The 26,485-nt window shown below is 43.6% G+C and carries 22 protein-coding genes and 1 tRNA gene; 15 read left to right on the top strand and 8 right to left on the bottom strand.

Annotated elements, in window-relative coordinates; all coding sequences use genetic code 11:
• Positions 1–27: 27 nt before the first annotated feature.
• The gene (locus tag DZC72_RS07925; protein ID WP_125222298.1) at positions 28–1,374 is read right to left on the bottom strand and encodes an NAD(P)/FAD-dependent oxidoreductase; all 1,347 of its coding nucleotides are present in this window, start codon (positions 1,372–1,374) and stop codon (positions 28–30) included.
• Between the two features lie 255 nt (positions 1,375–1,629).
• Here DZC72_RS07925 and DZC72_RS07930 point away from each other — a divergent pair, with 255 nt between their 5' ends.
• The 6 genes from DZC72_RS07930 to DZC72_RS07955 all read left to right on the top strand — a co-directional run bounded on the left by DZC72_RS07930 (position 1,630) and on the right by DZC72_RS07955 (position 7,951).
• The gene (locus DZC72_RS07930; RefSeq protein WP_125222299.1) at positions 1,630–2,346 is read left to right on the top strand and encodes a DUF547 domain-containing protein; all 717 of its coding nucleotides are present in this window, start codon (positions 1,630–1,632) and stop codon (positions 2,344–2,346) included.
• Between the two features lie 18 nt (positions 2,347–2,364).
• Positions 2,365–3,240: a hypothetical protein gene (locus DZC72_RS07935; protein WP_125222300.1), complete on the top strand. Its 876-nt coding sequence runs from the start codon at positions 2,365–2,367 to the stop codon at positions 3,238–3,240.
• A gap of 55 nt (positions 3,241–3,295) precedes the next feature.
• Positions 3,296–4,627, top strand: a complete 1,332-nt coding sequence (locus tag DZC72_RS07940) for a BamA/TamA family outer membrane protein (RefSeq protein ID WP_243641675.1) — start codon at positions 3,296–3,298, stop codon at positions 4,625–4,627.
• A gap of 146 nt (positions 4,628–4,773) precedes the next feature.
• The gene (locus DZC72_RS07945; RefSeq protein ID WP_125222301.1) at positions 4,774–5,781 is read left to right on the top strand and encodes a glycoside hydrolase family 113; all 1,008 of its coding nucleotides are present in this window, start codon (positions 4,774–4,776) and stop codon (positions 5,779–5,781) included.
• A gap of 124 nt (positions 5,782–5,905) precedes the next feature.
• Complete coding sequence (locus tag DZC72_RS07950; RefSeq protein WP_125222302.1) at positions 5,906–6,865, top strand: hypothetical protein; 960 nt, start codon at positions 5,906–5,908, stop codon at positions 6,863–6,865.
• A 51-nt stretch (positions 6,866–6,916) separates the two neighbouring features.
• Positions 6,917–7,951, top strand: coding sequence for an N-acetylmuramoyl-L-alanine amidase family protein (locus DZC72_RS07955; RefSeq protein ID WP_243641704.1), 1,035 nt, complete (start codon positions 6,917–6,919; stop codon positions 7,949–7,951).
• Here DZC72_RS07955 and DZC72_RS07960 read toward each other — a convergent pair whose 3' ends face one another.
• The 4 genes from DZC72_RS07960 to DZC72_RS07975 all read right to left on the bottom strand — a co-directional run bounded on the left by DZC72_RS07960 (position 7,952) and on the right by DZC72_RS07975 (position 10,680).
• Positions 7,952–8,656 (bottom strand): TIGR04283 family arsenosugar biosynthesis glycosyltransferase, encoded by a 705-nt coding sequence (locus tag DZC72_RS07960; protein WP_125222304.1) that lies wholly within the window; start codon positions 8,654–8,656, stop codon positions 7,952–7,954.
• Between the two features lie 28 nt (positions 8,657–8,684).
• Positions 8,685–9,500 (bottom strand): purine-nucleoside phosphorylase, encoded by an 816-nt coding sequence (locus DZC72_RS07965; protein ID WP_125222305.1) that lies wholly within the window; start codon positions 9,498–9,500, stop codon positions 8,685–8,687.
• A gap of 2 nt (positions 9,501–9,502) precedes the next feature.
• Positions 9,503–10,129 (bottom strand): TIGR04282 family arsenosugar biosynthesis glycosyltransferase, encoded by a 627-nt coding sequence (locus DZC72_RS07970; protein ID WP_243641705.1) that lies wholly within the window; start codon positions 10,127–10,129, stop codon positions 9,503–9,505.
• A gap of 101 nt (positions 10,130–10,230) precedes the next feature.
• Positions 10,231–10,680 carry a rhodanese-like domain-containing protein gene (locus DZC72_RS07975; RefSeq protein WP_243641676.1) on the bottom strand — a complete coding sequence of 150 codons (450 nt, stop codon included), beginning with the start codon at positions 10,678–10,680 and terminating at the stop codon, positions 10,231–10,233.
• Between the two features lie 125 nt (positions 10,681–10,805).
• Here DZC72_RS07975 and DZC72_RS07980 point away from each other — a divergent pair, with 125 nt between their 5' ends.
• The gene (locus tag DZC72_RS07980) at positions 10,806–12,368 is read left to right on the top strand and encodes a glycoside hydrolase family 32 protein (protein ID WP_125222307.1); all 1,563 of its coding nucleotides are present in this window, start codon (positions 10,806–10,808) and stop codon (positions 12,366–12,368) included.
• Here DZC72_RS07980 and DZC72_RS07985 read toward each other — a convergent pair.
• The 3 genes from DZC72_RS07985 to DZC72_RS07995 form a co-directional block, all read right to left on the bottom strand.
• The gene (locus tag DZC72_RS07985) at positions 12,365–13,681 is read right to left on the bottom strand and encodes an ADP-ribosylglycohydrolase family protein (RefSeq protein WP_125222308.1); all 1,317 of its coding nucleotides are present in this window, start codon (positions 13,679–13,681) and stop codon (positions 12,365–12,367) included. The two genes, DZC72_RS07980 and DZC72_RS07985, sit on opposite strands and share 4 nt — an antisense overlap.
• A 327-nt stretch (positions 13,682–14,008) precedes the next feature.
• Positions 14,009–14,980, bottom strand: a complete 972-nt coding sequence (locus DZC72_RS07990; protein WP_125222648.1) for a phosphotransferase — start codon at positions 14,978–14,980, stop codon at positions 14,009–14,011.
• A gap of 191 nt (positions 14,981–15,171) precedes the next feature.
• A tRNA-Phe gene (locus DZC72_RS07995) sits at positions 15,172–15,244 on the bottom strand.
• Between the two features lie 365 nt (positions 15,245–15,609).
• Here DZC72_RS07995 and DZC72_RS08000 point away from each other — a divergent pair.
• From DZC72_RS08000 to DZC72_RS08035, 8 genes are all read left to right on the top strand, one after another.
• A complete protein-coding gene (locus DZC72_RS08000) occupies positions 15,610–17,250 on the top strand; it encodes a TldD/PmbA family protein (protein WP_125222309.1) in 1,641 nt (546 codons plus the stop codon).
• Between the two features lie 26 nt (positions 17,251–17,276).
• Positions 17,277–18,593 (top strand): TldD/PmbA family protein, encoded by a 1,317-nt coding sequence (locus tag DZC72_RS08005; protein ID WP_125222310.1) that lies wholly within the window; start codon positions 17,277–17,279, stop codon positions 18,591–18,593.
• Between the two features lie 112 nt (positions 18,594–18,705).
• Complete coding sequence (locus DZC72_RS08010) at positions 18,706–19,326, top strand: DUF4159 domain-containing protein (protein WP_125222311.1); 621 nt, start codon at positions 18,706–18,708, stop codon at positions 19,324–19,326.
• A 9-nt stretch (positions 19,327–19,335) separates the two neighbouring features.
• Complete coding sequence (locus DZC72_RS08015) at positions 19,336–20,346, top strand: AAA family ATPase (protein WP_125222312.1); 1,011 nt, start codon at positions 19,336–19,338, stop codon at positions 20,344–20,346.
• Positions 20,343–21,239 (top strand): DUF58 domain-containing protein, encoded by an 897-nt coding sequence (locus tag DZC72_RS08020; RefSeq protein ID WP_125222313.1) that lies wholly within the window; start codon positions 20,343–20,345, stop codon positions 21,237–21,239. Before DZC72_RS08015 ends, DZC72_RS08020 begins: the two co-directional genes overlap by 4 nt.
• Positions 21,240–22,526 (top strand): BatA domain-containing protein, encoded by a 1,287-nt coding sequence (locus tag DZC72_RS08025; RefSeq protein WP_125222314.1) that lies wholly within the window; start codon positions 21,240–21,242, stop codon positions 22,524–22,526.
• A complete protein-coding gene (locus DZC72_RS08030) occupies positions 22,523–24,727 on the top strand; it encodes a tryptophan-rich sensory protein (protein WP_125222315.1) in 2,205 nt (734 codons plus the stop codon). Before DZC72_RS08025 ends, DZC72_RS08030 begins: the two co-directional genes overlap by 4 nt.
• A complete protein-coding gene (locus tag DZC72_RS08035) occupies positions 24,717–26,450 on the top strand; it encodes a hypothetical protein (RefSeq protein WP_125222316.1) in 1,734 nt (577 codons plus the stop codon). Before DZC72_RS08030 ends, DZC72_RS08035 begins: the two co-directional genes overlap by 11 nt.
• The last annotated feature ends 35 nt before the right edge of the window (positions 26,451–26,485 follow it).

Genomic DNA, 26,485 nt, shown 5'->3' on the forward strand with positions numbered 1-26,485 from the left:
TAAGTTATTTTTTAAAGGTTGGTTGGGTTAGGCAAGTTTTAAGATCCGCCTCCAACTTTTCTTTTTAGGTTGGATGTTTTGGTTAAAATCTTGATTGAACTTAGCTATGATAGCCTCTTCATAAGAGTCGTAGAGTTCCGGGTCAAAATTGGCGTCCTTAAGGTGTTCCAGTACATATTGGACACTTCTTTTTTCGTTTAGCCATCTATCGAACAGTTCGTGTCGTAGACGGATGCCGAAGTTATTGATTCCCAAAAATTCATGGGTATCCTTGTGGAAGGCTATGGTGATACAGAGTTTTTCCTTGGGATGCCGCCAGTGGAAATGTTCCTCGTACTCTTTTTTATTACGCTCGCTGAACACCCACCCATAGGTCTGATATTCTATGTCCAAGAATTTGGCCGAGTTGAACCAGTGTCCCGGATTGTATTCGGTGGGGTTGCCACAAAGGGTCTGCGCCAAGGTCTCGCCCATCATTCTGCCCGTATACCAAACGGCCTCTACGGGTCTTCGTAGCCCGATTCCTTCATGCTGTTCCGCACAGTCGCCAATGGCGTAGATGTCCTTTATGTTGGTTTCCAGCATTCGGTTTACCTTGACCCCTTTTCCAAGTTCTATGCCGGAATCCTTTAGAAAATCGATATTGGGCGTGACACCTGCCGTGAGTCCCACCACATCGCAGTCAATGGTTTCGCCTTTGTCCGTTACCACGGCTTTTGCTTTGCCGTTTTCATCGGATAGAATTTCTTTCAAATTGGTACCCAAGCGTAAATCAATATGGTGTTCCCTGATGTGCTCGTTGATCATTTCCGATTCCCCACTGGGCAACACCCCGTTCCAAAAGCTGGTCTCACGCACCAAAAAGGTCACCGGGATGTCCCTGCTTCGCAACATTTCGGCCATTTCGATACCAATAAGCCCGCCACCCACAATGACAGCCCGCTTGCAAACATTCTTGTTTGGAGCGTTCTTTTCCAATTGCTCCAGATCTTGTTTGGAGTATAGTCCCTGTACGCCTTTCAAATCCTGACCGGGCCAGCCAAATTTGTTGGGTTTGGAGCCCGTGGCGATGACCAGGGCATCGTATTTAATGAGGTCGCCATTGGAAAGGGACACCGTTTTTTGGTCCGGAAGCACCTTTTCAACATAGCCGTTTACTAATTCTATCCTGTTTTTCTTCCAAAAGTTGTTTTCGTAGGGCTGTGTGTGTTCAAATTTCATGTGGCCCATGTACACGTACATAAGGGCGGTTCGTGAAAAGAAATATTCGGATTCGGAAGAAATGATGGTGATTTTTTTGTCGGATAGTTTCCGAACATGTCTGGCTAAGGTCACACCTGAAATACCGTTGCCAATGATGACGATGTGTTGCATGGTGGGTTGTATTTTTTGTTTGGTCGCAAAGGTGAATTATAACTTATCGGTGGCAATGTAATTTAGAAAGATTACAAAAAGGTAACAAGAAAGGTTATACATACGTGATTTTTCTGTGATTCTTTTCCTTGAATTTTGCTCCGTTGATTGAATACTGCAAAGCTTTAAAAAAGAGTTAGGAAGTTTTTTTTGTAGGGTATATGCCGAATATTCGACATAACGCCAAGCCAAGTGCAACTATAAATTAATTAGATTATGAAATTAAATGTCCCAACCATACTCCTTTTTTTCTTGTTGGCATACAACCTTCCGGCACAGGAACTCACTACATTTTTTGACAAGTCCGATGCTTTTTTTAAGTTCTATGTTAAAAACGGACGTGTCGATTATTCGGCCATAAAGAAAAATCCTGAGGCTTTACGGTCGATACTTATGGAAGCCGAAAATAGCTCCGTACAAAAATCCGATGCAAGCAATTACCAAGCCTTCTGGATCAACGCTTACAACCTACTGGTACTTGACGGTATCGTCTCTGGGTATCCCTTAAAATCACCCTTGGACATTCCCGGATTCTTTGACAGGAATAAGCATAGTATTGGTGGAATGTCGTTGACTTTGAACGACATAGAAAACAAAATGTTACGAGCAGAATTCCCCAAGGAGGCCAGGTTTCACTTTGTGTTGGTATGCGCCGGACTGGGGTGTCCGCCCATTATCGATATGGCCTATGTACCCGAAAAACTGGAAAGCCAGTTACAGGCCCAGACGGTACTCGCCCTGAACAATCCACAATTTATACAAGTCAACAAAAACAAGGTGAAGATCTCACAGATTTTTGAGTGGTACAAGACCGATTTTGAACAAGCAGGCGACGTAGTTGATTTTATAAACAGGTATAGAGACGAGAAGCTCCCCAATAATTCAAAAGTTTCCTATTACCCATACGACTGGTCCTTGAACGACCTTAACTAATTCTAAACATTAAGAGACATGCAATTTTGGACTAAAAGAGTGGCTCTGGTAGCAGCCCTTTGTACCTTTTTTGGAATATCAGCGCAGGACAGCATCAGTAACCAAAGCAACATTCAGCAATACACCCCGTCCAAACTCATAGGAAAGGGACAGTATGATTTAAAATGGTTCAACAATCTGTATACGGAAACCGAAAGTACTTTTGCCGTGGGGAAGCAGCCTAGGCAAACCTTTTTTACCTCTACCTTGGAGGCGTATACCGGTATTGGAAACAATAAACGATGGAACGTAGGGGCGATTTTCGAATTCCGGTCCAATGTCATTGGGGGAAGGGACGCCTTGGAAGTATTCAAATTTGACGGAGATGAGACTACGGCCCGATCGGGCTTAACGTCCATAGCCCCTTCCATTAAGTTTGTTCCGATAGCATCGGTCAACAACTTTTCCATTCAAAGTTCATTTTTTATTCCCTTGGTCGACAACGAAACGGAAAACGGGATCTTTCTTGATCAAAAAGGATACATCTGGCAAAACCGCTTTTTTTATGATCATACCTTTCCAGGTGAAAAGTGGCAGCTTTTTAGCGAAATAAATTCTGAATTGAGTTTTGGGGACCAAAATGAAAGTTTTGCCAATAACAGTTTGAACCTAACCCCGGGGTTGTTCCTCAGTTATTTTCCTTCCAGTAAATTTACCGTGCTCGTACTTGCCCAACACTCCCAACGATTGGATTTGGGCAATAATTTCGCTCAGGATTTTACGGCACTGGGAGGCGGAGCCAAGTATCAATTGACAAAGGCCTTAAATCTGGAAGTATTGTATACCAATTTTGTGCGGGGAAACAATACGGGACTTGGGGAAACTTTTAATATCGGGTTAAGGGCCATATACTAATGATATCAGGTTGTATTTTTTGTCGATGCCCATAGAGGGTTGGGGAACCAAAAAAATGGAAGGATCGAACGTTTTTTTATCTTGTTTCAATCGGGTACAGAGTGTACCCATTTCCGTATTTTGGAAACTGAAATCGGTCCTGGTACTTGGAATACTGCTTTCTTCTTTTTTTATGAACGGACAAGGATCCCTAGTGGAAAAGCTGGAGTTTATCGATGCCAAGCGTACCAAAAAATCCTTCATTGAAAAATTCATAGGAATGAAGCAGGGCATGGCATTGGACTCCGCCCAAATGGAAAGGGATATCCTGCGACTAAAGCGATTGCCTTCCGTAGCGAACGCCTATTATCTGGTCGCTCAAACGGAAAACGGGAATTATGAGGTCCAGTATGTACTCAACGAAAACTTCACCCTCATACCTTTTGCCAATTTGTTCAGTTCTTCCAATGACGATTTTGCCTTTAGGGTGGGGCTGCAGGAATTCAATGCTTTTGGACGGAACATTACCTTGGGAGCATTTTATCAATTGGATGTCTATAATTCCTATGGATTTGCGATTAGGGCCCCATACCTTTTTACCAATAATTTTGGCATTGCCTTTAACTATAATAACTTCTCAACCTTGGAACCCGTGTTCCTTTCCAGTGGTACGGCAGAGTATAGGTATGGGAACACCGGAGTGGAACTTTTGGGACTTTATGAATTCGACCTAAAAAATAGGATGGAACTGGGATTCAGTTTCTTTGTGGAGGATTATGAATATCTGTCCGGCGCCACCAATCCCCAAGTGCCGTTGAACTTGAATGTGGACAAGCATTTGTTTAAACTTATTTTTGACCATGATGGGCTGGACTATTTCTATTATTATGTGGAAGGCTTTAGAAGCCTGTTGAATTTTCAATACGTGGGAAGTTCGGATGTCAACCTCCCCCAATTCTTTATCGGGTTTAACGATTTTACCTATTACAAAAGAATTGGGAACAGGGGCAACTGGGCCAACCGACTCCGTTTGGGTTTGGCAAGTAATGTAAACAGCCCCTTCGCGCCCTTTACAGTTGACAATAACCTGAACATTCGCGGGGTGGGGAATACCATCGACAGGGGAACGGGCGCCATCGTTCTCAATACGGAATATAGGCATACATTGCTCGAAAGGAACAGTTTTGTGTTGCAGGGGAATATATTTTTGGACGGAGGCACATGGCGAAATCCCGGAGGCGATTTTAATGATTTTTTGGATGCCGATAATCTTAGGATCTATCCTGGATTGGGTTTCAGGGTGATGCACAAGCGTATTTTCAATGCCATTTTTAGGGTGGATTACGGCTACGGAATAACACCCGATGCCGCCAACGGAATCGTCTTCGGTATCGGTCAATATTTTTAAGGCCCTTTCCCGAAAACCAACTTATACTATGGGTTGGATTAGGTTGCCCTTGGATAAATTCTCCAAGGATTTAACAAAATATTTAGGCCACACCATGGTGGGCCATGCCCGAAAATCTGCTAATTTAGTTTTCATAATCTTTAATTATGAGGAACTTAGGCCTGTTATTACTCTGTTTTCTTCAGTTTTGCTGTACCAGTAAGGCACAAAAAAAGTTTAATGGTGTCAGTTTTGTCGCCTCAAGAGAAGAGGCGGCCCAGCCCCACGTTGACGAGATAATAAAGATCCATGCAAATAGTGCGGCAGTAATGCCCTTTGGTTTTATACGTAATCTGGCTTCGCCCGAAATTATTTTTGATACGGAAAGACAGTGGTTCGGGGAAACCAGAAAAGGTGCCAAGCAATACATCGAAATGTTGAAAAAGAATGGCTTGCAGGTTATGGTAAAGCCACAGATTTGGATCGGGGGCGGACAGTTTACAGGCACCATCAACATGAAATCGCCTGAAGACTGGAAAATCTTGGAGGCTTCTTACGATAAATTTATCCTTAATTATGCGGAGCTGGCCGAGGAAACCAAAACACCTATTTTTTGCATCGGTACTGAACTGGAAACCTTTGTGAAGAATCGGCCGGAATACTGGAACGAGCTTATCGCGAAAATCCGGAAAATCTATTCCGGTAAATTGACCTATGCTGCCAATTGGGACGAATATGCCAGAACCCCCTTTTGGAAAGAATTGGATTTTATAGGTATCGATGCCTATTTCCCCCTTTCGGAATCCAAAACACCTTCAGTTGAGGAACTTAAATTAGGTTGGCAGCCTTGGAAACAGAAAATTTCAGACTTGGCTCTTCAGACCCAAAGACCTGTACTTTTCACGGAATACGGTTATCGAAGTATGGATTTTACGGCTAAGAAACCATGGCTGGTAGACCGTACCGAGGAAGGAGTGAACATGGAAGGTCAGTCCAATGCCAAAAAGGCCATTTTTGAGGAGTTTTGGGGAGAGGAATGGTTTGCGGGGGGCTTTGTTTGGAAATGGTTCATTCAGCATGAGAAATCCGGTGGGGAAAAGGACAACCGGTTTACGCCCCAAAACAAACCTTCCCAGGCCATCATCGCCAATTACTATAAGTTACATAAGGATTAGTATAATGCTAATGCCTATTTTAATGGGTTATCCGTCCAAAACCACCTGTTTTTGAAATAAGTTATGCCGCCGCTTTGTCAAGGCTATTATTTTTGATAATCTTTGTAGTAAGAACACTATCAACATGTACAGCCAAAAACCAACCTTCCTTTTAAGGATTTTATTCATTTGCTTTCTGTTTCTGACCAACCATACCACCTCGGCCCAAGCATCGGCAAATACCATCGTAGCCAAAACGGGCGATGGCATTTTTTCGGTTTTGAGGCAATCAGGAATCCATCCCATTAAATATTATGAGCAGTTTCTAAAATTGAATGCCGATAACATCAAGAACGGAAGCGAGCTGATCGTGGGAAAGGATTACATTCTTCCCGATGCCCCCGATTCGTTCAAGCTGACCGGAGTCCGAATTGACACGGGCGAAGGTTCTGAAGCGCCCATTTTCAACGAAACGCAGTTGTCCTTGATGGGCCAAAAGGATACCACCTTACAAAATATGGTCTATTACTTTTTACATTCTGGTGGAAGGGAGTCTAAAAAACGATTTGATCAACTGACCCTGCAGTTGGCGAATGACCTCATGGTAAGAGGGGCAAGGGTGTATCTTCTGGAAGACTCCAAAATAGGAAGTATGGCATTGGATTCGCTTCCCAAGTTGGAAAAAAAGGAGCTATACGGTAATTATTCCAGCGCAATCAATAAAAAGTATTTAAGGCATAACGGTGCTTACCAACGGGTGATTTTGATGGAAGACTCCTTTGGAACCCTTGAAAATTCGGTCGTTAGTATAAGTCACAACGCCAAAAGTAGGGAAGGCCGACAGCTGGCTTCAGTTTTGGAGAACGTACTTCAAAAAAATGGCGCAGCGCCATTGAAGGGCAATAAGGAGCCAAATCCCTTTAAGGATGATGCCAGTCTGTACTTGGCCAACAACTTGATTCCGCCCATAGTCATTTTAAATTTCAACGATGGCTCCAAAGCCCTGCAAGGTGGGTTCAGCCTAAAAGCGGGAAAGAAACCTTTGGTGGGTTTGTTGAACGATAGTATTTTAGAGGATTACTCCAATTTGGATCTTGAAAACTAAGAGGTTTTTTACGGATTCTTCGGCACGGACTTTGATTTTGTGAAAGGTATGATGCGTAAGTCTTTCTTGTTTGTATTTCTTTTTTTTGCACACTACTTTCTTATTTATGGACAGGATACCCTGGCCACCGTTACCGCAGAAAAGGGCGATGGTATTTATTCCCTATTGAGAAAACATGGGGTAAATCCGTATGAGTACTACCATGAATTCATAGACATCAATATGGATAACCTGCGGGACAGCCTGCATCTTTTGGAGGGTAGAACCTATATTATTCCCAAAGTGGAGCTTGACACGGTGCCCGTTGTGGATTCTATTCAAAAACAAGCCAAGAAAGTGAAGGAAATAGCTTCTAAGACCTACGATATTTTTGGTGAGGACCATAAAACGGTACTTTCTAAAAGTGAACGGTTGAAAGGGGCCATCTACTACTTGGTTTCCGGTCATGGTGGACCAGACCCCGGTGCGATGGCCGTATATAAGGGCAAATCCATATCTGAGGATGAGTATGCCTATGACATCACCTTGCGTTTGGCCAAGGAACTTCTGGCCCATGGAGCCATGGTCTATATTATCATCCGGGATGAAAACGATGGTATACGGGAAGAGCGTATTTTGGAAATGGACCGTGATGAGGTCGCATACCCAGACAAGGTCATTCCATTGAACCAACTGGATAGGCTGCAACAGCGCGTGGATATTGTGAACGATCTGTACAAGCAGAACAAAGGCGCCTACCAGCGACTCATCGTCACCCATGTGGATAGCAGGAGCGAGGGGCAGAATATCGATGTTTTCTTTTACCATCACGAAAAGAGCCAAAATGGGAAGCGCTTGGCAGAGAGTATCCATAAGACTTTCGAGGCAAAATACAGGCAGTACCAGCCCAACAGAAACTATTCCGGGACTTTTGAGGACCGTACCTCGCTGTTTTTGGTAAAAAAGACGCACCCAGCCATGACCTTTATCGAGATCGGGAACATTCGCAATGAGAAGGACCAGCGCCGTATTCTGGATCCTGATAATAGACAGGCATTGGCCAAATGGATTTCCGAAGGCGTTATTTTGGATTTTGAGGAACGATAGTTACAAGGCGATATTCCTTCTGTAATAATCGTACAAGGTGTCAGGACCCTTTCCCAAATAGTGTTTTAAGTGAATAACGGCAAAGTGGTATTGTAACCTTACCATACCTTTCTGCATGTACCTACGGGCCGAGGTTACCACATAATCATTGATGATTTTGAAAGAGGTCCTTTTATACAGGCGCCCTATGAATTCGTTGTCCTCGTAAACCTTATAGCTTTGATCAAATCCGCCCAGGGTTTCAAAAAGTTCCTTTCCAACATAAAGGGATTGGTCCCCACCGCGACAAATAGGCCGATTGATTTTAGTCCACCACGCGAAAAACCCAAGAAAAAGACTGGGTGTATCAAAACGGAGCCTAAAGCATCCTGCCTTTTTTCCATTGGTATAGGAATCGATGATCTTTTGGTCAAAACCAAAAGGAGGCAAGCTATCCACATGAATAAAATATAGAACTTTCCCTTGGGCCTTTTTGGCCCCCAAGTTCATTTGCCGAGCCCGTCCTTTGGGACTGGAAATAACAGGGACGCCCAATTTTTTGGCATAGGAAACAGTTTGGTCCGTACTGCCACCGTCTACGACCAAAATTTCCTTTATGCGGGTCGTGGTCGAATGATCAAAAATTTTCCCCAATACTCTTTGTATATAGTCTTCCTCGTTCAACACAGGGATGATGATACTGATATTGGGAACTTCTTTTTGCATTTCTAGTTCAACATAGGGAGACCCCCTATTAAAATTGTTTGATAAGTTCCCGGAAGAGTTTTACCATTTTAGGTTCGGTCTTTTCGGCAATGGCAATGATTTCCGATATATTGACAGGTTCTAAATGGTCCGGATCACATTCATCGGTCAAAACGGATACGGCCACAATGGGCAGTCCCAAGTGGTTGGCCACAATGACCTCCGGCACGGTGCTCATACCCACGGCATCGGCACCTAAAATTTTCAACATTCTGTATTCCGCCTTGGTCTCCAACTGCGGGCCCACGACGGAGGCATAGACCCCTGTTTTTAACGATATGCCATGTTCGTTGGCAATGGAGAGCAATTTTTGTCCCATGTCCCTGTCATAAGGCTGCGACATGTCCACAAAACGCTGTCCAAATTCTGCCACGTTCTTGAAAGCAAGGGGAGATCCGCCCTGTAGGTTGATGTGGTCCTCGATCAACATCATATCCCCCTTTTTAAAATCGAGGTTGATGGCCCCCGCCGCATTGGAAATAAAGAGTTTGGTGATACCGAGCATATGCATCACCCGGATGGGGTAGGTGATATCTAGGAAATCATACCCTTCATAGAGGTGAAAACGGCCTTGCATGACCACTACTTTCTTATCCTCGATGGTTCCAAAAACCAATTTTCCCGTATGGAATTCAACCGTGGCCAAGGGAAAGAAAGGTATATGGTTATAGTGGGCCTCAATGGGATCCTTGATTTCATCGACCAACCTTCCCAGTCCGGTACCCAGTACAATTCCTATTTCAGGGTTGTCAAAACCCTTTGATCTCAAGTGCGCTACGGATTCTTCCAATTGCTTTTTTTGCATACTTATCTATTTTTTAAAAATGGGGCAAAGGCCGGATGGTCCTTTATGTCCTCATAATGATCTACATCGTTTCTGATATCTAAAAGTACTTTTTTTTCGTTTTTCAAATCGGAAAGGGTCGATTCCAAAACGGTATCCTTTCCCCAATCCTTATCCGTAAAAAGTTCGGGTTTTAGCTTTTTCATCCCTAACAAATAATAACCTCCGTCCGCTGCCGGACCTATCACGAAATCGGTTTGGGATAAAACCCTAAAGGCACTTTCCAGGTCATCTTGGCTAAGGTCGTACATATCGCTCCCAATGATGACAATCTTTTCATAACCGCGGGAAAACCCGTCCTGAAAGGCATGGAGCATCCGAGCACCCAAATTGGTACCTATTTGTCGTTTTTTAGTATAAATCCTTTGGTCCCAAATGTCCTCTTCCCAGATTTCCTCTGAGTAGTAGACTATTTTTTCGGCATATAATCCAGAAGTGATCTTTACGGTATGGTCCAGGAGAAAGTTGTAGATGTCCAAGGCCGTTTGGTCGCCTACCGTGGCCGCCAAACGTCTTTTTCCCTTGCCAAGTTCAGGGTTTCTGGTAAAGATAAGTAGCAAATTCTTGCTGTTTGCCAAGGTAAAGTCTATGGTTTTTTCGTCCTTTTCGTTTTTATTGGTCTGTAGGATGCCCAAGGGTAAGAAGTGTTTAATGTTGTTAAGGAAAATAGCTTTTTCAGGTCTTTGGTCGTTCAAGGTTGATATACCTTAACACCTTTCTTCAATAATCTTCCCCATAAACGGTTGTAAGCGTGAACACTGTCCGTCGCAACGCCTTTTGGGTTATAGACGGTTCCATTTTGATTCTTCCATTCAAAGATGCCACCGTAGAGATTCTTTACATCGGTGTAGCCCAATTCCTGTAGCTTTTCACCAATATCCTCAGAACGTACGCCTATGGAACAATACACTACAATGGGTTGGTCCTTTTTAGGAATCGTTTGCAGCATGTTGGCAGGGTCGAAATCTGAATTTCCTACCCAAATGGCATTTTTTAAGTGGCTTACCTCAAATTCGCCTAGTTCCCGCGCATCCAATAAGACGATGGAATCATTCATTTCCAAGTTCTCCGGTTGGATGTAGGGTACGGATTGCTTATTCAACAATTTCAGGGTATTGTCCAAGCTACGTTGGGCTCTCATTGCATTGGATTGCAATAGAAATAGGAAAGGGTAAATCAGAAATGATAATATTTTTTGTGACATCTCTACAAAGGTAGTATTTTAGGTATGAAGGTCGCAAATGGCCAAATCATAAAATCTTGCAAATGCTAAAGTTCACCACCCCAATATTTTTGTTTTTTTTGTTGCTCAACTCTTGTAAGGAAGCCCCAAAAAATGAAGTCGAGGAAGACCCGGTAGATACTTCTTATTACAACGAAGACTATAGGCCCCAGTTTCATTTCTCTCCCGAGGAAAAATGGATGAACGACCCAAACGGTTTGGTATATCATAAGGGAATCTATCACTTGTTCTATCAATATTATCCAGATGATATCGTCTGGGGACCCATGCATTGGGGCCACGCCACAAGTAAGGACATGCTACATTGGGAGCATAAACCTATAGCATTGTTTCCGGATGACCATGGCTATATTTTTTCAGGGTCCGCCGTTGTGGACACCAACAATACATCTGGGTTTGGAACGGAAGAAAATCCGCCCTTAGTTGCCATTTTCACCTATCATGATATGGAGGGCGAGAAAGCAGGCAAGAACGATTATCAGACACAAGGAATCGCCTATAGTTTGGACAACGGGGATAGCTGGACCAAGTTCGATGGAAACCCAATAATTAAAAATGAAGGGATACGCGATTTTAGGGACCCCAAGGTTTTTTGGAACGCAATCCTAAACAATTGGACCATGCTATTGGTCGCTGGGGACCACCTGCAGATTTGGCAATCAGATAATTTAAAGGCATGGGAAAAGGTAAGCGAATTTGGGAAGGACAAAGGTGCCCATGGCGGTGTTTGGGAGTGTCCGGATATGTTCAAATTGAACGTTGAGGGAACCGATACGGAAAAATGGGTCCTCCTAATAAGCATCAATCCCGGTGCCCCAAATGGCGGCAGTGGCACACAATATTTTGTGGGCGATTTTGATGGAACCACTTTTACAACGGACCAGGAAGTTACAAAATGGGTCGATTGGGGAAGGGACAATTATGCCGGGGTCACCTATAATGATACACCAGACAACGAACGAATCTTCATTGGCTGGATGAGCAACTGGGACTATGCCCGTGACACGCCCACCGAAGTGTGGCGAAGTGCCAACACGATACCCCGAAACCTATCGCTCCATAAAAACAACGGAACCTTGGAACTGTATAGTTACCCCATTGCCAATTTTGATGAAATCGTGGAGCGTTCCTATGCGGAGAAACCTGTGGCCTTAAAACCGGGACAAAAGACCCAAATCCCCCTAAAATTCGGCAACCAATCTGAGATTCGTTTTCATTTGGAGGCTTTGGACAGCAAATGGATATTTAGCAATCCGGAGGGCGATAGTTTGGTACTTCAGGTAAATCAAAAGGATAAAATATTTTCGTTAGACCGTTCCAAATCCGGGAAGGTGGATTTTAAATCGGAATTTGTTAATGGTATTCAACTTATGCCCATTCCCAATGTACCTGAGGGCCCTATAGAGGTGCGGATGCTGTTGGACCAATCGTCCTTGGAAATCTTTTTGAATAAGGGCCAGTACGTGATGACGAACCAAATCTTTCCCAATGCCGATTATAAGGAACTCACCATGGAAAACACTTCGGACACCGAAATAAAAATCGACAGCCTTATGGAAAGTAAGGTGATGCGGATTTGGAATTAGGGGTATTTTAACACCGTGATTTCTTGGGCCATGGCCTCTAGGTCTATACCCAAATTGTCACGGTTTACCTTCAAGACTTCTTCTTTGATATCCTTTGGTAGTTTGTTGTATCCTGTCTTGGCACCCAAAACCATTCCTGCCACGGCGGCGACCGTGTCATTGTCCCGGCCATAGTTTACGATGTATTGTATCGTTTTTAAAAAATCACCTTCGCCAAAAGCCAGTCCGGTAATCAGGATTTGCCAGATTTCCCCGGCATGAAAGGGAATGGCTTTTTGCTCCCTTTCCAAAAAGGCATAGGACGTTTCTTGTTGTTCCCACTCCAAGGCCGATCCAGGATACTGTACGGGCATCGCAGTCCTATGGGACTTTTTTTCAGTCAGGGTATCGCTGGCTTTGACCATCTTTTTTATACCCCGAATTTGATTGATGGAAGCCATCCAAATATTGTAGGGTATACGGCCAACCAAACGGCTGTCCTGATAGCCCTCGATATCTGTAAAGGGAACCACGTTTAAAATGGAATCCATATCCTGTGTGCGCAGGGCCATATGCGTCATGGCCGATACACTGGCCGTAATATCCTTGGCATAGCCAATGTCAAAGATGGAAAGTTCATACCCCAGGGCATAGGCATCCTCGGTATTGTTGGCGATCAGCCCGAACATGGGCGCATACAACTGTCCGGCACAGGACATTTCACCACCATAAAAGCGGTTGAGGGCACGGGTATAATCGTTCATGCCATTTTGGTACGCCAGTGAGACCCGCGCCCACTCCTTGATCCAATCGATTTGTTCCATTTTTTCGTCCAGAAGGTCGGTTTGGGCGGCTATTCCGGTATCGGAAAGGTTTTTGGTAAGTTGCCGGTAATAGCCGTTGATGAATTCTGAAAAGGAAGTTGCATTTGGCTTCCCTTCGAACTGCGTAAAATATTCCGTCATAAGAAATTTCCAGCGGGTATCATCGGTTGTGGCGCCTTGAAGGAGGTTGTTTTCCCAAGTGCCCTCCGGAGACTGCACGCGTTCCGCCGGGGTAAGTCCTGTGATATAGCCGTATTTCAGTTGAATATCCTTTCGGTGCCACATTTCCGTACTTGCGCCCATGGCATCGCCAATGGCCGAACCCACCAAAGCACCCAAGACCCTATCATAATAGGCCTCTTTTGAGAGTTGCAGGGTATCCGAGGTATATGCTGCATTTTTCGGTGCCGGAATAAGCGGGGTTTCCTTCTCGTTTTGCTTACATGAAAACGTCAGTACCAACGAAAGGGCAACAATACATTTACTTAGGTTTGGATGATGATATTTCATAGGCTTATACTCTTTTAGGGTCAACTAATTTCCGACTGTCATCTCGAATCGAGAGAATACACTTCTTACTATTCAATTAAGATCGATTTACAATTACACCTCAAAAGCCCAATGTATCGTCAATTCGAGTGATTTTGAGGCGCGAAAAATCGTATCGAGAACTAAACGCTGAAAAAATGCTGCTTCTCGATAAAAATTTTTCTCAATTCGAATCGAAAAATCTACTCGAAGTGATGCATTTTTTTAAAATGCAACATAGATTGTCTTGATTTTTTAATACCATGTTTGAACTTTAAATACTAAGTATTGATTGTTTTATATTGTTTGCTATTTAGACATCATCAGTTTTTCGGCCATGGCCAAAAGTGATTCCTTTTCTTTTAAACTGCGTTCCAAGGGAAGCTGTGCCAGGCCGATAATCCGACGCGTGATTTCCACACCGGCTATTTGTGCCATCAACCTTTTGTCATGTTTACCGGGATACGTTTTGGATAAACTATCCACGAAGGTCGCATCATGTGTTGCCATGATGAGGTGGGCGGACATGACGCCCAAATCGAATTCGGGGAAACCCAAAAAACCAAATTCGGGATCCAGGACATAGATTTCCTCGTTTTTGGACATCCAACTTCCCGGATAATAATCCCCATGCAGCAAGGTGTTGCCCTTGCTGAGATAACGATTTCCAAGCCCGGCAATGATCCCTTTTAATTTTGAATGCCGTTTATAGGGCGCTGCCAAATCCTGTAATCCTTTTTGAATGGTATCCAACGAGAACCCGTTGTTTTCCATAAACGGAAACACAAAAATGTGTTGGTGGTTGAGTTGACGCATTTCCATATTGTCTGGAAAATCCTTGGGAGCCTTGCTGCTATGTATTTTGTAAAGTACCTCGACCAAGGTATTCAATTGACGTTGGTCAACATTCCGTTGGTGGTACAAAAAGGTCATGTCCTTGCAATCACCCAAATCTTCCATATAAAGTAAATGGGCGTCTTTGTCATAACCTAAAATTCTTGGAAAATGCGCTTGCAGTTCTTTATTGCTTACCGCTATATAAAAGGCCTGTTCCACGGCAATCCTTTCAATGGGAGCAGGAATATCCTGATACTTTTGTACGTACTCCCGGGATTGCTTTAGAATGAAGGAACGTTGATTGGTATTGATTTTTACGACCACGTTCATATTTCCCTCACCCGCTTTTGACAATTTTTCGATTTTTTCCTCGGGTTGCAGCCATTGACGCTCGGCCAAAAAGCTTTCCAGCGTTTCAACGGGAATTTCATCATGTATCAGCATCAAAATAAATAGTGTGTTTAATGCATACAAGATACGGTTAATGTGGGGATGGTGGTAATATAGGGGTTGAATCCTTGGGAAACTTAACGTGATTTGAGTTTTTATTTCCCTTTTTTTTTGATTAATCAAGCTTGCCAAAAATCAGGAAAATAAAAAACCCGCTCTTGAAGGAGCGGGTTCGCTGCGTTAAGTGGTACCTCCAGGAATCGAACCAGGGACACACGGATTTTCAGTCCGTTGCTCTACCAACTGAGCTAAGGTACCTTTACGCCCCTATAGCTATAGGGAATGCGGCTGCAAATATAATTTCAAATTTCACATATACCAACTAAAAAACAAAAAAAGCACCCTTTTGTCTTTTGGCCTTTTTCAATTTTCTGGTTCTGAGGTCGTTTTGCCCAGATTCAGGGTGCCAAAAGCCACGACCAACCATTTTTCATATTCCCATTAAATTTTAGATTATGATAGGAATTTCATAAAATGTTCTTAATAAAATCTAAATGGGAATCGCACTTATATCTTTAATTCCCTATTTTTAAAGCTATTCCTAAAGTAAGGTAAAATCGAAATCACTATGTGATCATGGTGACTTATGGAATTCTGACTAAGTAAAAAATTAACTCAAACAGATGAAACGAAGAAACTTTGTACAATTGTCCGGCATGGGTGCAGCCTCCTTATTAGTGCCTGCAAGCATGATGGGCAATGTAATTGAAACAGAAGCGCTTTTGGAACCGGGGATGGACGTCCTCCTAAAAAAGAAAATGGCGGATGTTGCCTTGAACACCGCTAAATCCTTAGGTGCCACGTATGCGGATGCCCGTATTGGCAGGTACCTGAACCAATATGTGTTCACTAGGGAGGACAAGGTGCAAAATGTTGTAAATACGGAATCCTTTGGTATAGGTATACGTGTAATCGCCAATGGAACGTGGGGATTTGCCTCTACCAATAATGTGACGGAGGACGGAATCCAAAAAGCGACCCAGCAGGCCGTAGCCATTGCCAAGGCGAATTCCAAAATTCAAAAGGAACCCGTAAAATTGGCTCCGGTCCAGGCACACGGGGAGGTGTCTTGGAAAACTCCATTGACAAAGGATTTTAAGGATGTACCCGTTTCGGAAAAAGTCGACTTGTTGTTAAGTGCCAATGCCGCGGCCATGGAAAATGGTGCCAACTTTGTGAACTCTGCCTTGTTTATGGTAAATGAGCAAAAATATTTTGCTTCGACGGACGGATCTTATATAGACCAGGACGTACATCGTATTTGGCCCACATTTAGCGTTACGGCCGTAGATAGGGAGGCAGGGAAATTCAAGACTCGCCAGGCCATGAGCGCACCCATGGGTATGGGCTATGAATATATGGACGGACTTGCTTCGGAAAAACTAGAGGGTCCCGCCGGAATTACGCTGTATAGTAAAAGTTATGATATTGTTGAGGATGCCGTACAGGCGGCTAAACAGGCCAAGGAAATGCTTTCGGCCAAATCTGTGGATCCAGGAAAATACGACCTGGTATTGGAGCCCAATCATTTGGGACTAACCATACATGAATCCGTAGGGCATCCCTTGGAGCTTGACCGCGTTCTTGGCTACGAGGCCAACTATGCGGGTACCAGTTTTGCCACGCTGGATAAATGGAAGTCTGGCGACTTCAAATACGGTAGCGATATCGTCAACCTGGTTGCGGATAAGACTCAGGAGGGCAGTTTGGGTGCCGTAGGGTATGACGATGAAGGTGTGAAGACCAAAAAATGGGATTTGGTCCGTAATGGAATCCTCGTCAATTATCAGGCCATTCGTGATCAGGTGAACATCATCGACCAAAACGAATCGCACGGATGTTGCTACGCCCAAAGTTGGAACGATGTACAGTTTCAGCGTATGCCAAACGTTTCCTTGGAGGCCGGAAAGGAAAAATATTCTATTAAGGATATGATCAAGGATGTAGAAAAGGGAATTTATATAGCCGGGCGTGGTTCGTATTCCATTGACCAGCAACGATACAACTTCCAGTTTGGGGGTACGGTATTCTACGAAATTAAAAATGGTGAAATCGTAGGCATGTTGAACGATGTGGCCTATCAATCCAATACCCAGGAATTTTGGAATTCCTGTTCCAAGATTTGTGATGAGGGGGATTACCGTATGTTCGGGTCCTTCTTTGATGGAAAAGGGCAACCTTCACAGGTGAGTGCCGTATCCCATGGTAGTTCTACTACAAGGTTTGACGATATCAATGTAATCAACACGGGTCGTACCATTTAAACCAGACCTAATACAAAATTTCGAAAATGGCAATATATACAGAAGAAGAGGCTAGACAAATAATGGAAAAAGCGTTGAGCTTTTCCACGGCCGATACATGTGAAATAAATTTAAGTGGAGAGGAGAGCGGAAATATTCGCTACGCCAGGAATACGGTTTCCACCGCAGGTCATAGATCCAATCAATCATTGGTGGTACAATCCAGTTTTGGTAAGAAATCTGGAACGGCGACCATCGATGAGTTTGATGATGCCTCCTTGGAAAAGGTGGTGAAAAGAGCTGAGGAATTGGCAAAACTTTCCCCGGAGAATCCTGAGTTTATGGAGCCCTTGGAGCAACAAACGTACGACAAGGCCATAAATTTTGTGGAAGCAACGGCAAACATCACCCCAGAATACAGGGCATCAGTAGCAAATGACAGTATTGAACCCGCCGCAGCAAAGGATGTTACCGCTGCTGGATTTTTGGACGATTCCTATGGTTTTAACGCCATGTTGAATTCCAAGGGGCTTTTTGCCTACAACAAATCGTCCAATGTAGATTTTACGGTCACCATGCGTACCAATGACGGAACAGGCTCCGGTTGGGTATCCAGGGATTACAACGATATTGGTAAGTTCGATGCGTCCGAAGCATCCAAGGTAGCTATCGACAAGGCGGTCATGTCCAGGGAAGCAAAGGCCATAGAACCTGGAAAGTACACGGTTATCTTGGAACCTGCCGCGGCAGAGGACCTTATCAGTAATATGGCCCGATCCCTAAATGCCCGTACAGCGGATGAAGGCCGAAGTTTCATGTCCAAGGAAGGTGGTGGGACCAAATTGGGCGATAAAATCGTGGACGAAAGAGTAAGTCTTTGGTCCGATCCGTTGCACCCTGAAGTTCCTACAAGTACTTGGAGCGAGGATGGCCAGGCGTTGAGAAAAACAGTATGGATTGAAAACGGTGTGGTCAAAAATTTGGCCTATGATCGTTTTTGGGCCAAGGAACAGGGTGTGGAACCAGTACCGTTTCCCAATAACATTATTATGGGCGGGGGCGATGCTTCCTTGGAGGATTTGATCAAAAGTACCAAGAAAGGCATTTTGGTTACCCGTTTGTGGTATATCCGTACCGTAGACCCCCAAACTTTATTGTATACCGGACTTACAAGGGATGGAACGTTCTATATTGAAAACGGTCAAATAAAGTATCCGGTGAAGAACTTTCGCTTTAATGAAAGCCCGATCATTATGTTGAATAATTTGGAAACCTTGGGAGAGCAGGTCCGTATCAATGGTAATTTGATTCCCTACATGAAAATCAGGGACTTTACCTTTACGAGCTTGTCAGATGCCGTATAAAGCTTACAAGTTAAAAAGCTGGTTGCCCTATTTTATCGGAAGGCAGCCAGTTTTTTCTTTTTGCGAGTACGGGAATGAACCTTGAGGTAGTTTTTTAAAAGTGGAACCAAAGTTGAGCAACGATTTTTTCTTTACCCGACTACAATATGAATCCGGCGATTGGGATGTGGACCAACGAATGCCCTCCAACCTGCTCAATTCCTTGGTCGAGTATACGACCCTGCAGGTTAATACCGCAGAGAATATAGTTCCCTTGGCCAGTGATGATATTTTCAAATGTCCCTTTTGTTATCTATCTGGCCATAAATTGGTGCAGTTCTCAAAAAAGGAAGGGGAAAACTTTAAAAAGTACGTTGATAATGGCGGTTTTGTCTTTGTGGACGATTGTAACCATGACATCGATGGGCTTTTTGCAAAATCCTTTGAGCGGCAAATGGGGGAGCTGTTCGGGAACGATGCTTTGGTGAAACTTCCCAACGATCATGAACTGTACACCATCTTTTTTGATTTTGAGGATGGGCCTCCTACTACTTCCCAAGAATTGAACGGTTGGGGAGACGATTTGGTTCATGAATACCTAAAGGCGATCGAGGTCAACGGAAGAATAGGGGTCTTGTATAGCAATAAGGATTATGGCTGTGAATGGGATTATGATTTTAGAAATAAAAGGTGGTACAAGAACGACAATACCCGGTTTGGGGTCAACATTGTAATGTATGCACTAACATCTTAAGAAAAGTACATGGATAAAAATTTAATGGCGGCGGAACAGGAAGTAAAGAAATTGACGGATAAACTACCGTTGCTGAAAAAGGAAATAGGAAAGGTCATAGTGGGGCAGGAGGAAACCATAGAGCATATGCTCATCACTTTTCTCGCAGGTGGCCATGCCCTTTTGGAAGGTGTGCCCGGACTTGCCAAGACCCTATTGATCAAAACAATCTCCCAGGCAATCGACTTAAAGTTCAACAGGATTCAGTTCACCCCAGACCTAATGCCTTCTGATATCGTGGGCACCGAAATATTAGAAGAAGACCACTCCACGGGCAAAAAATTCTTTAAGTTCAACAAGGGACCCATTTTTGCCAATATCGTTTTGGCCGATGAAATAAACAGGACCCCTCCAAAGACCCAGGCCGCTTTGTTGGAGGCCATGCAGGAATTTGAAGTGACGTACTCCGGGAAGACCTATGAAATGGACCGACCCTTTTTTATTTTGGCGACGCAGAATCCCATTGAACAATCGGGTACGTTTCCCCTACCCGAAGCGCAACAGGATCGTTTTCTTTTTTATATAAAGATTGGCTACCCGTCAGCAAAAGAAGAAGAGACGATCTTAAAAAATACCACGGGCACCCATCGGCCCAAAGTGGAAAAAATCATCAGTGGACCGGAAATCATCCGCTTGCAGGAACTGGTCCGTGAGGTATATATCAGCGATGATCTTATAGGTTACGTAAGCGATTTGGTGCGGGCCACACGCCCTGAAACCTCCAATTCCGATTTTGTAAAACAGTGGGTAGGTTGGGGCGCAGGACCCAGGGCAGGTCAGGCCATGATCTTGACAGCCAAGGCCAGAGCCTTGCAGGAAGGCCGCTTTTCGGTTACCATACAGGACCTAAAACATGTTGCCTACCCGGTTTTGAGACATAGGGTCATCGTGAACTTTAGGGCAGAGGCCGAAGGCATAGATTCGGACAAGGTCACCCAAGAATTATTGGAACAAATTAAACCTCAAATAGTTTCTCTTTGAAGACCGACTACAGGGAACTTTTTCAACCTCAAATAATCAACAGTGTATCTGGCTTAGCGTTGATCGCAAGGGTCATTGTTGATGGTTTTATGTCTGGTTCCCATCAGAGTAGACGTGTTGGTCCTGGGCAGGAATTCAGTCAGTATCGCGGGTATCAACCCGGCGATGATATGCGCCTTTTGGACTGGAAAATGTTGGCCCGGTCTGGACGCTATTATATAAAGGAGGCCGATATTGACACCCAGGTCAACGTAAAGTTCATTGTGGATACCAGCGCCTCCATGCTACACGAGGAAGCGGGCCTTAGGAAAATCGATTTTGTAAGGGTGCTCGTCGCATCGCTGGCCTATCTTTCCCATAACCAAGGCGATATGGTGGGGCTTTATGCGCTTAACAATTCCGGATTACAGAGTGTCTATCCGGCAGCGCACAAGAAACATTATAATCGGATTATATATGAATTGATCGAAATGAAGGTGGGGGGAGCGTGGCCCGCAAATCTTGAAGATCTGGAAAAAGTCCATCAAAGAACCCAAAAGGAATTATTGTTCGTTATTACTGACATGCATGAATCGGGTATCGAATTGACCCATTGGATCCAAAATCTGAAGACTTCCAGAAACGAAGTGGTGGTATTGCAAATACTTGGTGAAAACGAACTTGAATTCAAGTATGCCGGGGCATTGGTTTTTGAGGATTTGGAAACTGGAAAGAGAGTGAAGGTAGATGCTAAAAGTGCGAAAGATGCCTATCTAAAATCCTTGGAAGCAAATTTATCGGGAATTAAAAACGAATTCCTTTCCCGCAATATCAGTTATGAATTGTTCAGCTTGAACAGCCCAATAGCCCAGGCACTACAATTATTTTTAAAGAAAAGAATCGCTTTGAAATAAATGACGTTCCTGCAACCTACATATCTTTGGGCTCTTTTTTCCTTGGCAATTCCGTTGGTTATACATTTGTTGAACAGGGGGGACGTAAGGACCATAAAAGTAGGAAGTGTCAAATATCTTAAAGAGTTCGATACCAAGCAATCCAGAAAAATCAAACTCAATGAGCTGTTATTACTCCTTTTGAGAATGCTTTTATTGGCTCTGGTTACAATATCCATGGCAGAACCTAGATGGAAAATAAATACCCCAAAAGCACCAATTACCTATTTTATTGAACCTTCATTGGCAGATGAAGCAGGGTTTATGTCCTTTTTGGATTCCCTTCCCCAAAACAATGTGAAATGGTTTTCCCAAGGTTTTCCAGAATTTGGGGTTGAGGTGAACCCACAGGAAACGGTTCACTATTGGCAACTTGCCCAGAAATTACACGAAGTTCCTTCCGATAGTTTTGTGGTCTTTACAAAGGGACTTGTTAAAGGCATACAAGGCGCCAGACCCTTGTTGGCCCAGAAGGTTCGTTGGGTCGTTTTGGAAAATGAACATAGGATTGACGAAACCATAGCGGCCAGGAACGTTGGGGATTCTGTTCAATTGTATCAAGTCACTAGTAGTTCCCTTTTGACAGATTTGAAAATAGAGACCTTCACCAATACGGATAGCCGGATAGTTTCCATGGACAGGGATACCCTTGGGTGGAAGGAATCGGGAAGAATCTTTAAAATTCCGTTTGTAAAAAATGACACCCTCGACGTGCTCATAGCCTATGACGAGGCACATTCGAAGGAGATGCACTATTTTTCGGCTTCCCTAAAGGCCATTGGGCAATATGGTAAGCAAGCGATCCGTCAGCAAAAACTGGACAGCGCGGTGAAGTTTGAGGAACAAGAATCATTGGATCTATTGATTTGGTTGCGGAGCGATAAAGTGCCCAGTATCAAACAGCCCACGATAGCAATGGTAGAGGATTCCTTGGCCAGTTCATTATTGGAAAAAACGGAGTTCAAAAATAGGTACCACCTTACAAGAAAATTGAACATACAGAATAGCCTGGAAGGCAATCTGACCAATGCCTTGGCAAGCATACTGCTACCAAATGATACGGTATCCCAAAAAATGAACGCTTGGGATGGGCGTGTAGTGCAGGAGGCAGCAATGGCCACCAATTTTTCCAATGAAGAGATTGGACAACAACGCCCCAAAAACATGGATATTTCCCCTTGGATCTGGTTGCCCATTGTTCTGGTATTGGTAACGGAGAGAATACTTGCTAAACTAAGGAAGCAATGAGGGAGCCTAAGGAAATTTTACGTAGGGCATTGAATAAATGGCGGTTGATCAGGGGTGCCGAGGTGCTCGTAACGGGCTTTGCCGCCGGTATGTCCACGTATTTTCTCTTTTCAAATGCAATGGTGGCAATGGCCTGTTTTGTAGGAGTGCTTTTGGTTGCCATGCTCTATGTAAAACCTTGGAAATACACCCTTGAGCATATCTGTTCCCGTGTAGATGAAACCATTACACCTATGGAATATAGTACGGCACTGATATTGGCAAATGAAAGCGAATTGCCCCTCTTGTCCAAAATTCAACGGATACGGGCAGGTGAAACCCTTAAAAGGCATCAAAGGGAGATCCGCTTCAAAAATTCCCTCCTGCCTATAACCGGATTATCACTAATCGCTGTTTTGGGAGCTTGGTTACTCCATGTTTTGGGTGTTTTTCAAATAGATCATACTGCGACACAGATACCAGGGACCGATGTGGTGAATTTTAAGAGATTGGATGCTGTCAATAATGAAATGATACCCCCAAAAATTGGCAAACAGGAAATTCACATTGCCTATCCAAACTACACCCAAATGCCCGATGAATTTACGACCCAAATGAACTTGCGTGTCCTGGAGGGCTCTAGGGTATCTTGGAACATCGCCTTTGACCAACCTTTGAAAGGGGTACAAATACAGATCGGTGAAGATTCGCTCCGCATGGATTTTAGAAATAATTCCTATTCAAAAACCATGGTGGTCGATTATGCCAATTTTTATGCTATCAAATTTCAGGATTCACTGGGCAAGGCCTATCTATCCGATTTGTTCGCTTTGGAGGCCTATAAGGATGAACCGCCCGTAATAGAAATAGAGGGTTTGCCGCAGTTCAGCTCTTTTGACTTTGAAGGCCCCCAAAAATTGGCTTTTACTACACAATTAAAGGATGATTTTGGCCTGACCGATGTCGCCATTATCGCCACGGTGAGCAAAGGAAGTGGGGAATCCGTTAAGTTTAGGGAGGAGCGGTTGGGCTTTGATACAAAACTGAGTCATGGAACAAAACGTCAGGATTTCAGCAAGACCCTCAATTTAAGAGAGCTGAAAATGGAACCGGGAGATGAACTCTATTTTTATGTGGAGGCTATTGACAACAAACAGCCTAGACCAAATATTTCCAGGACGGAAACATTCTTTTCGGTCATAAAGGATACCGTAACAGATCAATTTGCCGTAGAAGGTACTTTGGGAGCCGATCTTATGCCCGATTATTTCAGGAGCCAACGCCAATTGATTATCGACACGGAAAAATTGATTGCGGACAAACCGGTCATTGAAACAAAGGAGTTCAACTTTAGGAGCAATGAGCTGGGCTTTGACCAAAAGGCCCTTCGTATAAAATATGGTGAGTTTATGGGCGATGAAAGCGAGGGTGGTCCGGTGGTTACTGAAGTTGAAACCGTGACGGCAGAAGACCCCTTAGCGGAGTATACCCATGACCATGATGGGTCCAATGAGCACAACCTAGTTGCCGAGGAACACGATCATGAAGATCATGCTAATGAAGGCGACGAAGAAAACCCCTTAGAAGCCTATGTGCACAATCATGAGGACCCAGAGGCATCCACCCTGTTCGCCCAGTCCTTAAAGAGCAAATTAAAGCAGGCTATGGCAGAGATGTGGGATGCCGAATTGTATCTGCGACTTTTTCAACCGGAAAAATCCCTGCCCTATCAGTACAAGGCCTTAAAACTGATACAGGAAATAAAGAACAGCGCGCGCATTTACGTGCATAGAATCGGGTTTGATCCGCCTCCTATAAAAGAGGACAAGCGCCTTACAGGTGACCTAAAGGAAATAGGGAATTTTTCCAAGGACGAAACGCTGGATAACGAAGATCTTTACGAAGGCATACGAAACGCGGTGGCACGTCTAGAAATTTTGTTGGATACGGATATGAAAATTACCAAAGCCGATCGGGAACTGTTCAATAAAGCGGGGAACGAACTGGCGCGAAAGGCCATAGAAGAGCCGGGCAGCTATTTGGAGACCCTTCAAATGGTCAAATGGTTGTCCCAATCTGAAAATAGTACTGAACAGCAATTGAAAAGTGCCCTAAAAGGTCTGTATCAAGTCCTACCTAAAAGGCAAAGATTGCCATACAAGGATGGGCGTTATGATAATCAATTGAACAATCTATTTATAGAAGCGTTGGATGTGGAGTAACCTGTCTTTTGAGAATATTGAATGGTTCACGGTCGTGGTTTTAACGGCTATTTTACTTTGGGGCATATTTGTTTGGAAGAGCTGGAACGGTAGGGCGGATAAGCGTTTCTATTTGAATAGTTTCATGGGTTTTGTAGCTGTTCTATGTTTATCACTGTTAGTTTTGAGACCCACCTACCTGCAAAAAGTTAAGGGCGAGGCCGTTTTGTTGACCGATGGATATCAAAAGGAAACCTTGGATAGTATAAAAAGAACCAACCGTAAGATTTCTGTTTTAGATTATACACCGGGAATGAACCTTTCATCATCATTGGATTCCATTGATCGATTACTGATAACAGGATACGGCGTTAGGGATTATGATCTTTGGCAGTTTAAGCAAAGTTCCGTTTCATTCTTGCCAGAGGATGTATCAGATGGAATTCTACAATTGAAGTATGATCAAGAGGTCATGGTCGGGGATGAATTGACCGTGGAGGGACTTTTTAAAAATCCTATTCCGCAAAGCAAGCTGATACTCCATGGGCCCGGTGGAAACCCATTGGATTCCATTGTATTCTTAAATAAGGAAGAACAAGGATTTACGCTAAAGACCAACTTAAAAGCAAGTGGAAAGTTTCTTTTCTTCCTACAAGAAAAGGACAGTAGCGATACTGTATACAATACCGAGCCATTACCTGTAGTCGTGAAAACGAAGGCCCCTTTGAAGATTTTAATGGTCAATGAATTTCCCTCCTTTGAAACCAAGTATTTAAAGAATTTTTTATCCGAAGAAGGGCATCGGGTCATCGCAAAAACAAAACTTACCAAACAGAAGTACAAATTTGAATATTTCAATACGGAAAGCCAACCTATTTATTCATTGAATTCGGATAACTTGGCGTCATTTGATCTGGTTATTTTTGATGATTTATCGTTAAACATGCTTAGCAATTCGGAAAGAACAGTTTTGACCGAAGCGATACAGCAGAACGGACTCGGTGTTTTTGTGCAACAAACGGAAAATCGGTTTCAGTCTAAAAATAATCTGGGAGCATTTGAAATCCAGCCCGATACTGAAAACACCCTTAAAGTAGGGGTTGTAGCAGAACCGTTGCTGGAAAAATATCCGGTAAGCTTCCCAGCCACAGGACTTATGGAAATGGCTATCGGAAATTATGGAAATTCCAAACGATTGGGCCTAGGCCAAATCGGAACAACTTCTTTAAAGAATACATATGAATTGCTGCTGGACGGTAAGCAGGCAGAATACAAAGAAATTTGGACTTCCTTGATCAACGGACTTCGGAAACAAACCCAGAATATGGGAGCATTTCGGTCGGAATACAATTGGGCATTTGTTAATGAACCCTACGATTTTTCGTTTTTTACTTCGGAAGAAAACCCTGCAGTGGTTTTGGACAATCATTACAGAGTACCTCTTCTAAAAAATACCATAGTGGCGGATGAATGGCAAGGAACTGTTTATCCTAAGGAAAAGGGATGGCATGAATTGGTATCGGATTTGGATACTACGGTTTCCAAAAATTTTTATGTGATGGAGGAAGGGAACTGGAGTTCGTTGACCAGCCAAAACACTTTAAAACGGAACAAACGATTCTTCGATACTTCCTTTACGGATTATAAAGAAAAATATCTTCCGTACAGGATACCGCCAATTTGGTTTTTTCTGATTTTTTTATCGGCCATGGCGTATTTATGGCTAGTGCCAAAATTAAGGTAGTTCCATGGGTGTTTTTATTCATAAAGCCATTCCGT

This window comes from Maribacter algicola (assembly GCF_003933245.1).
In the GTDB taxonomy this organism is placed as follows: Bacteria; Bacteroidota; Bacteroidia; order Flavobacteriales; family Flavobacteriaceae; genus Maribacter; species Maribacter algicola.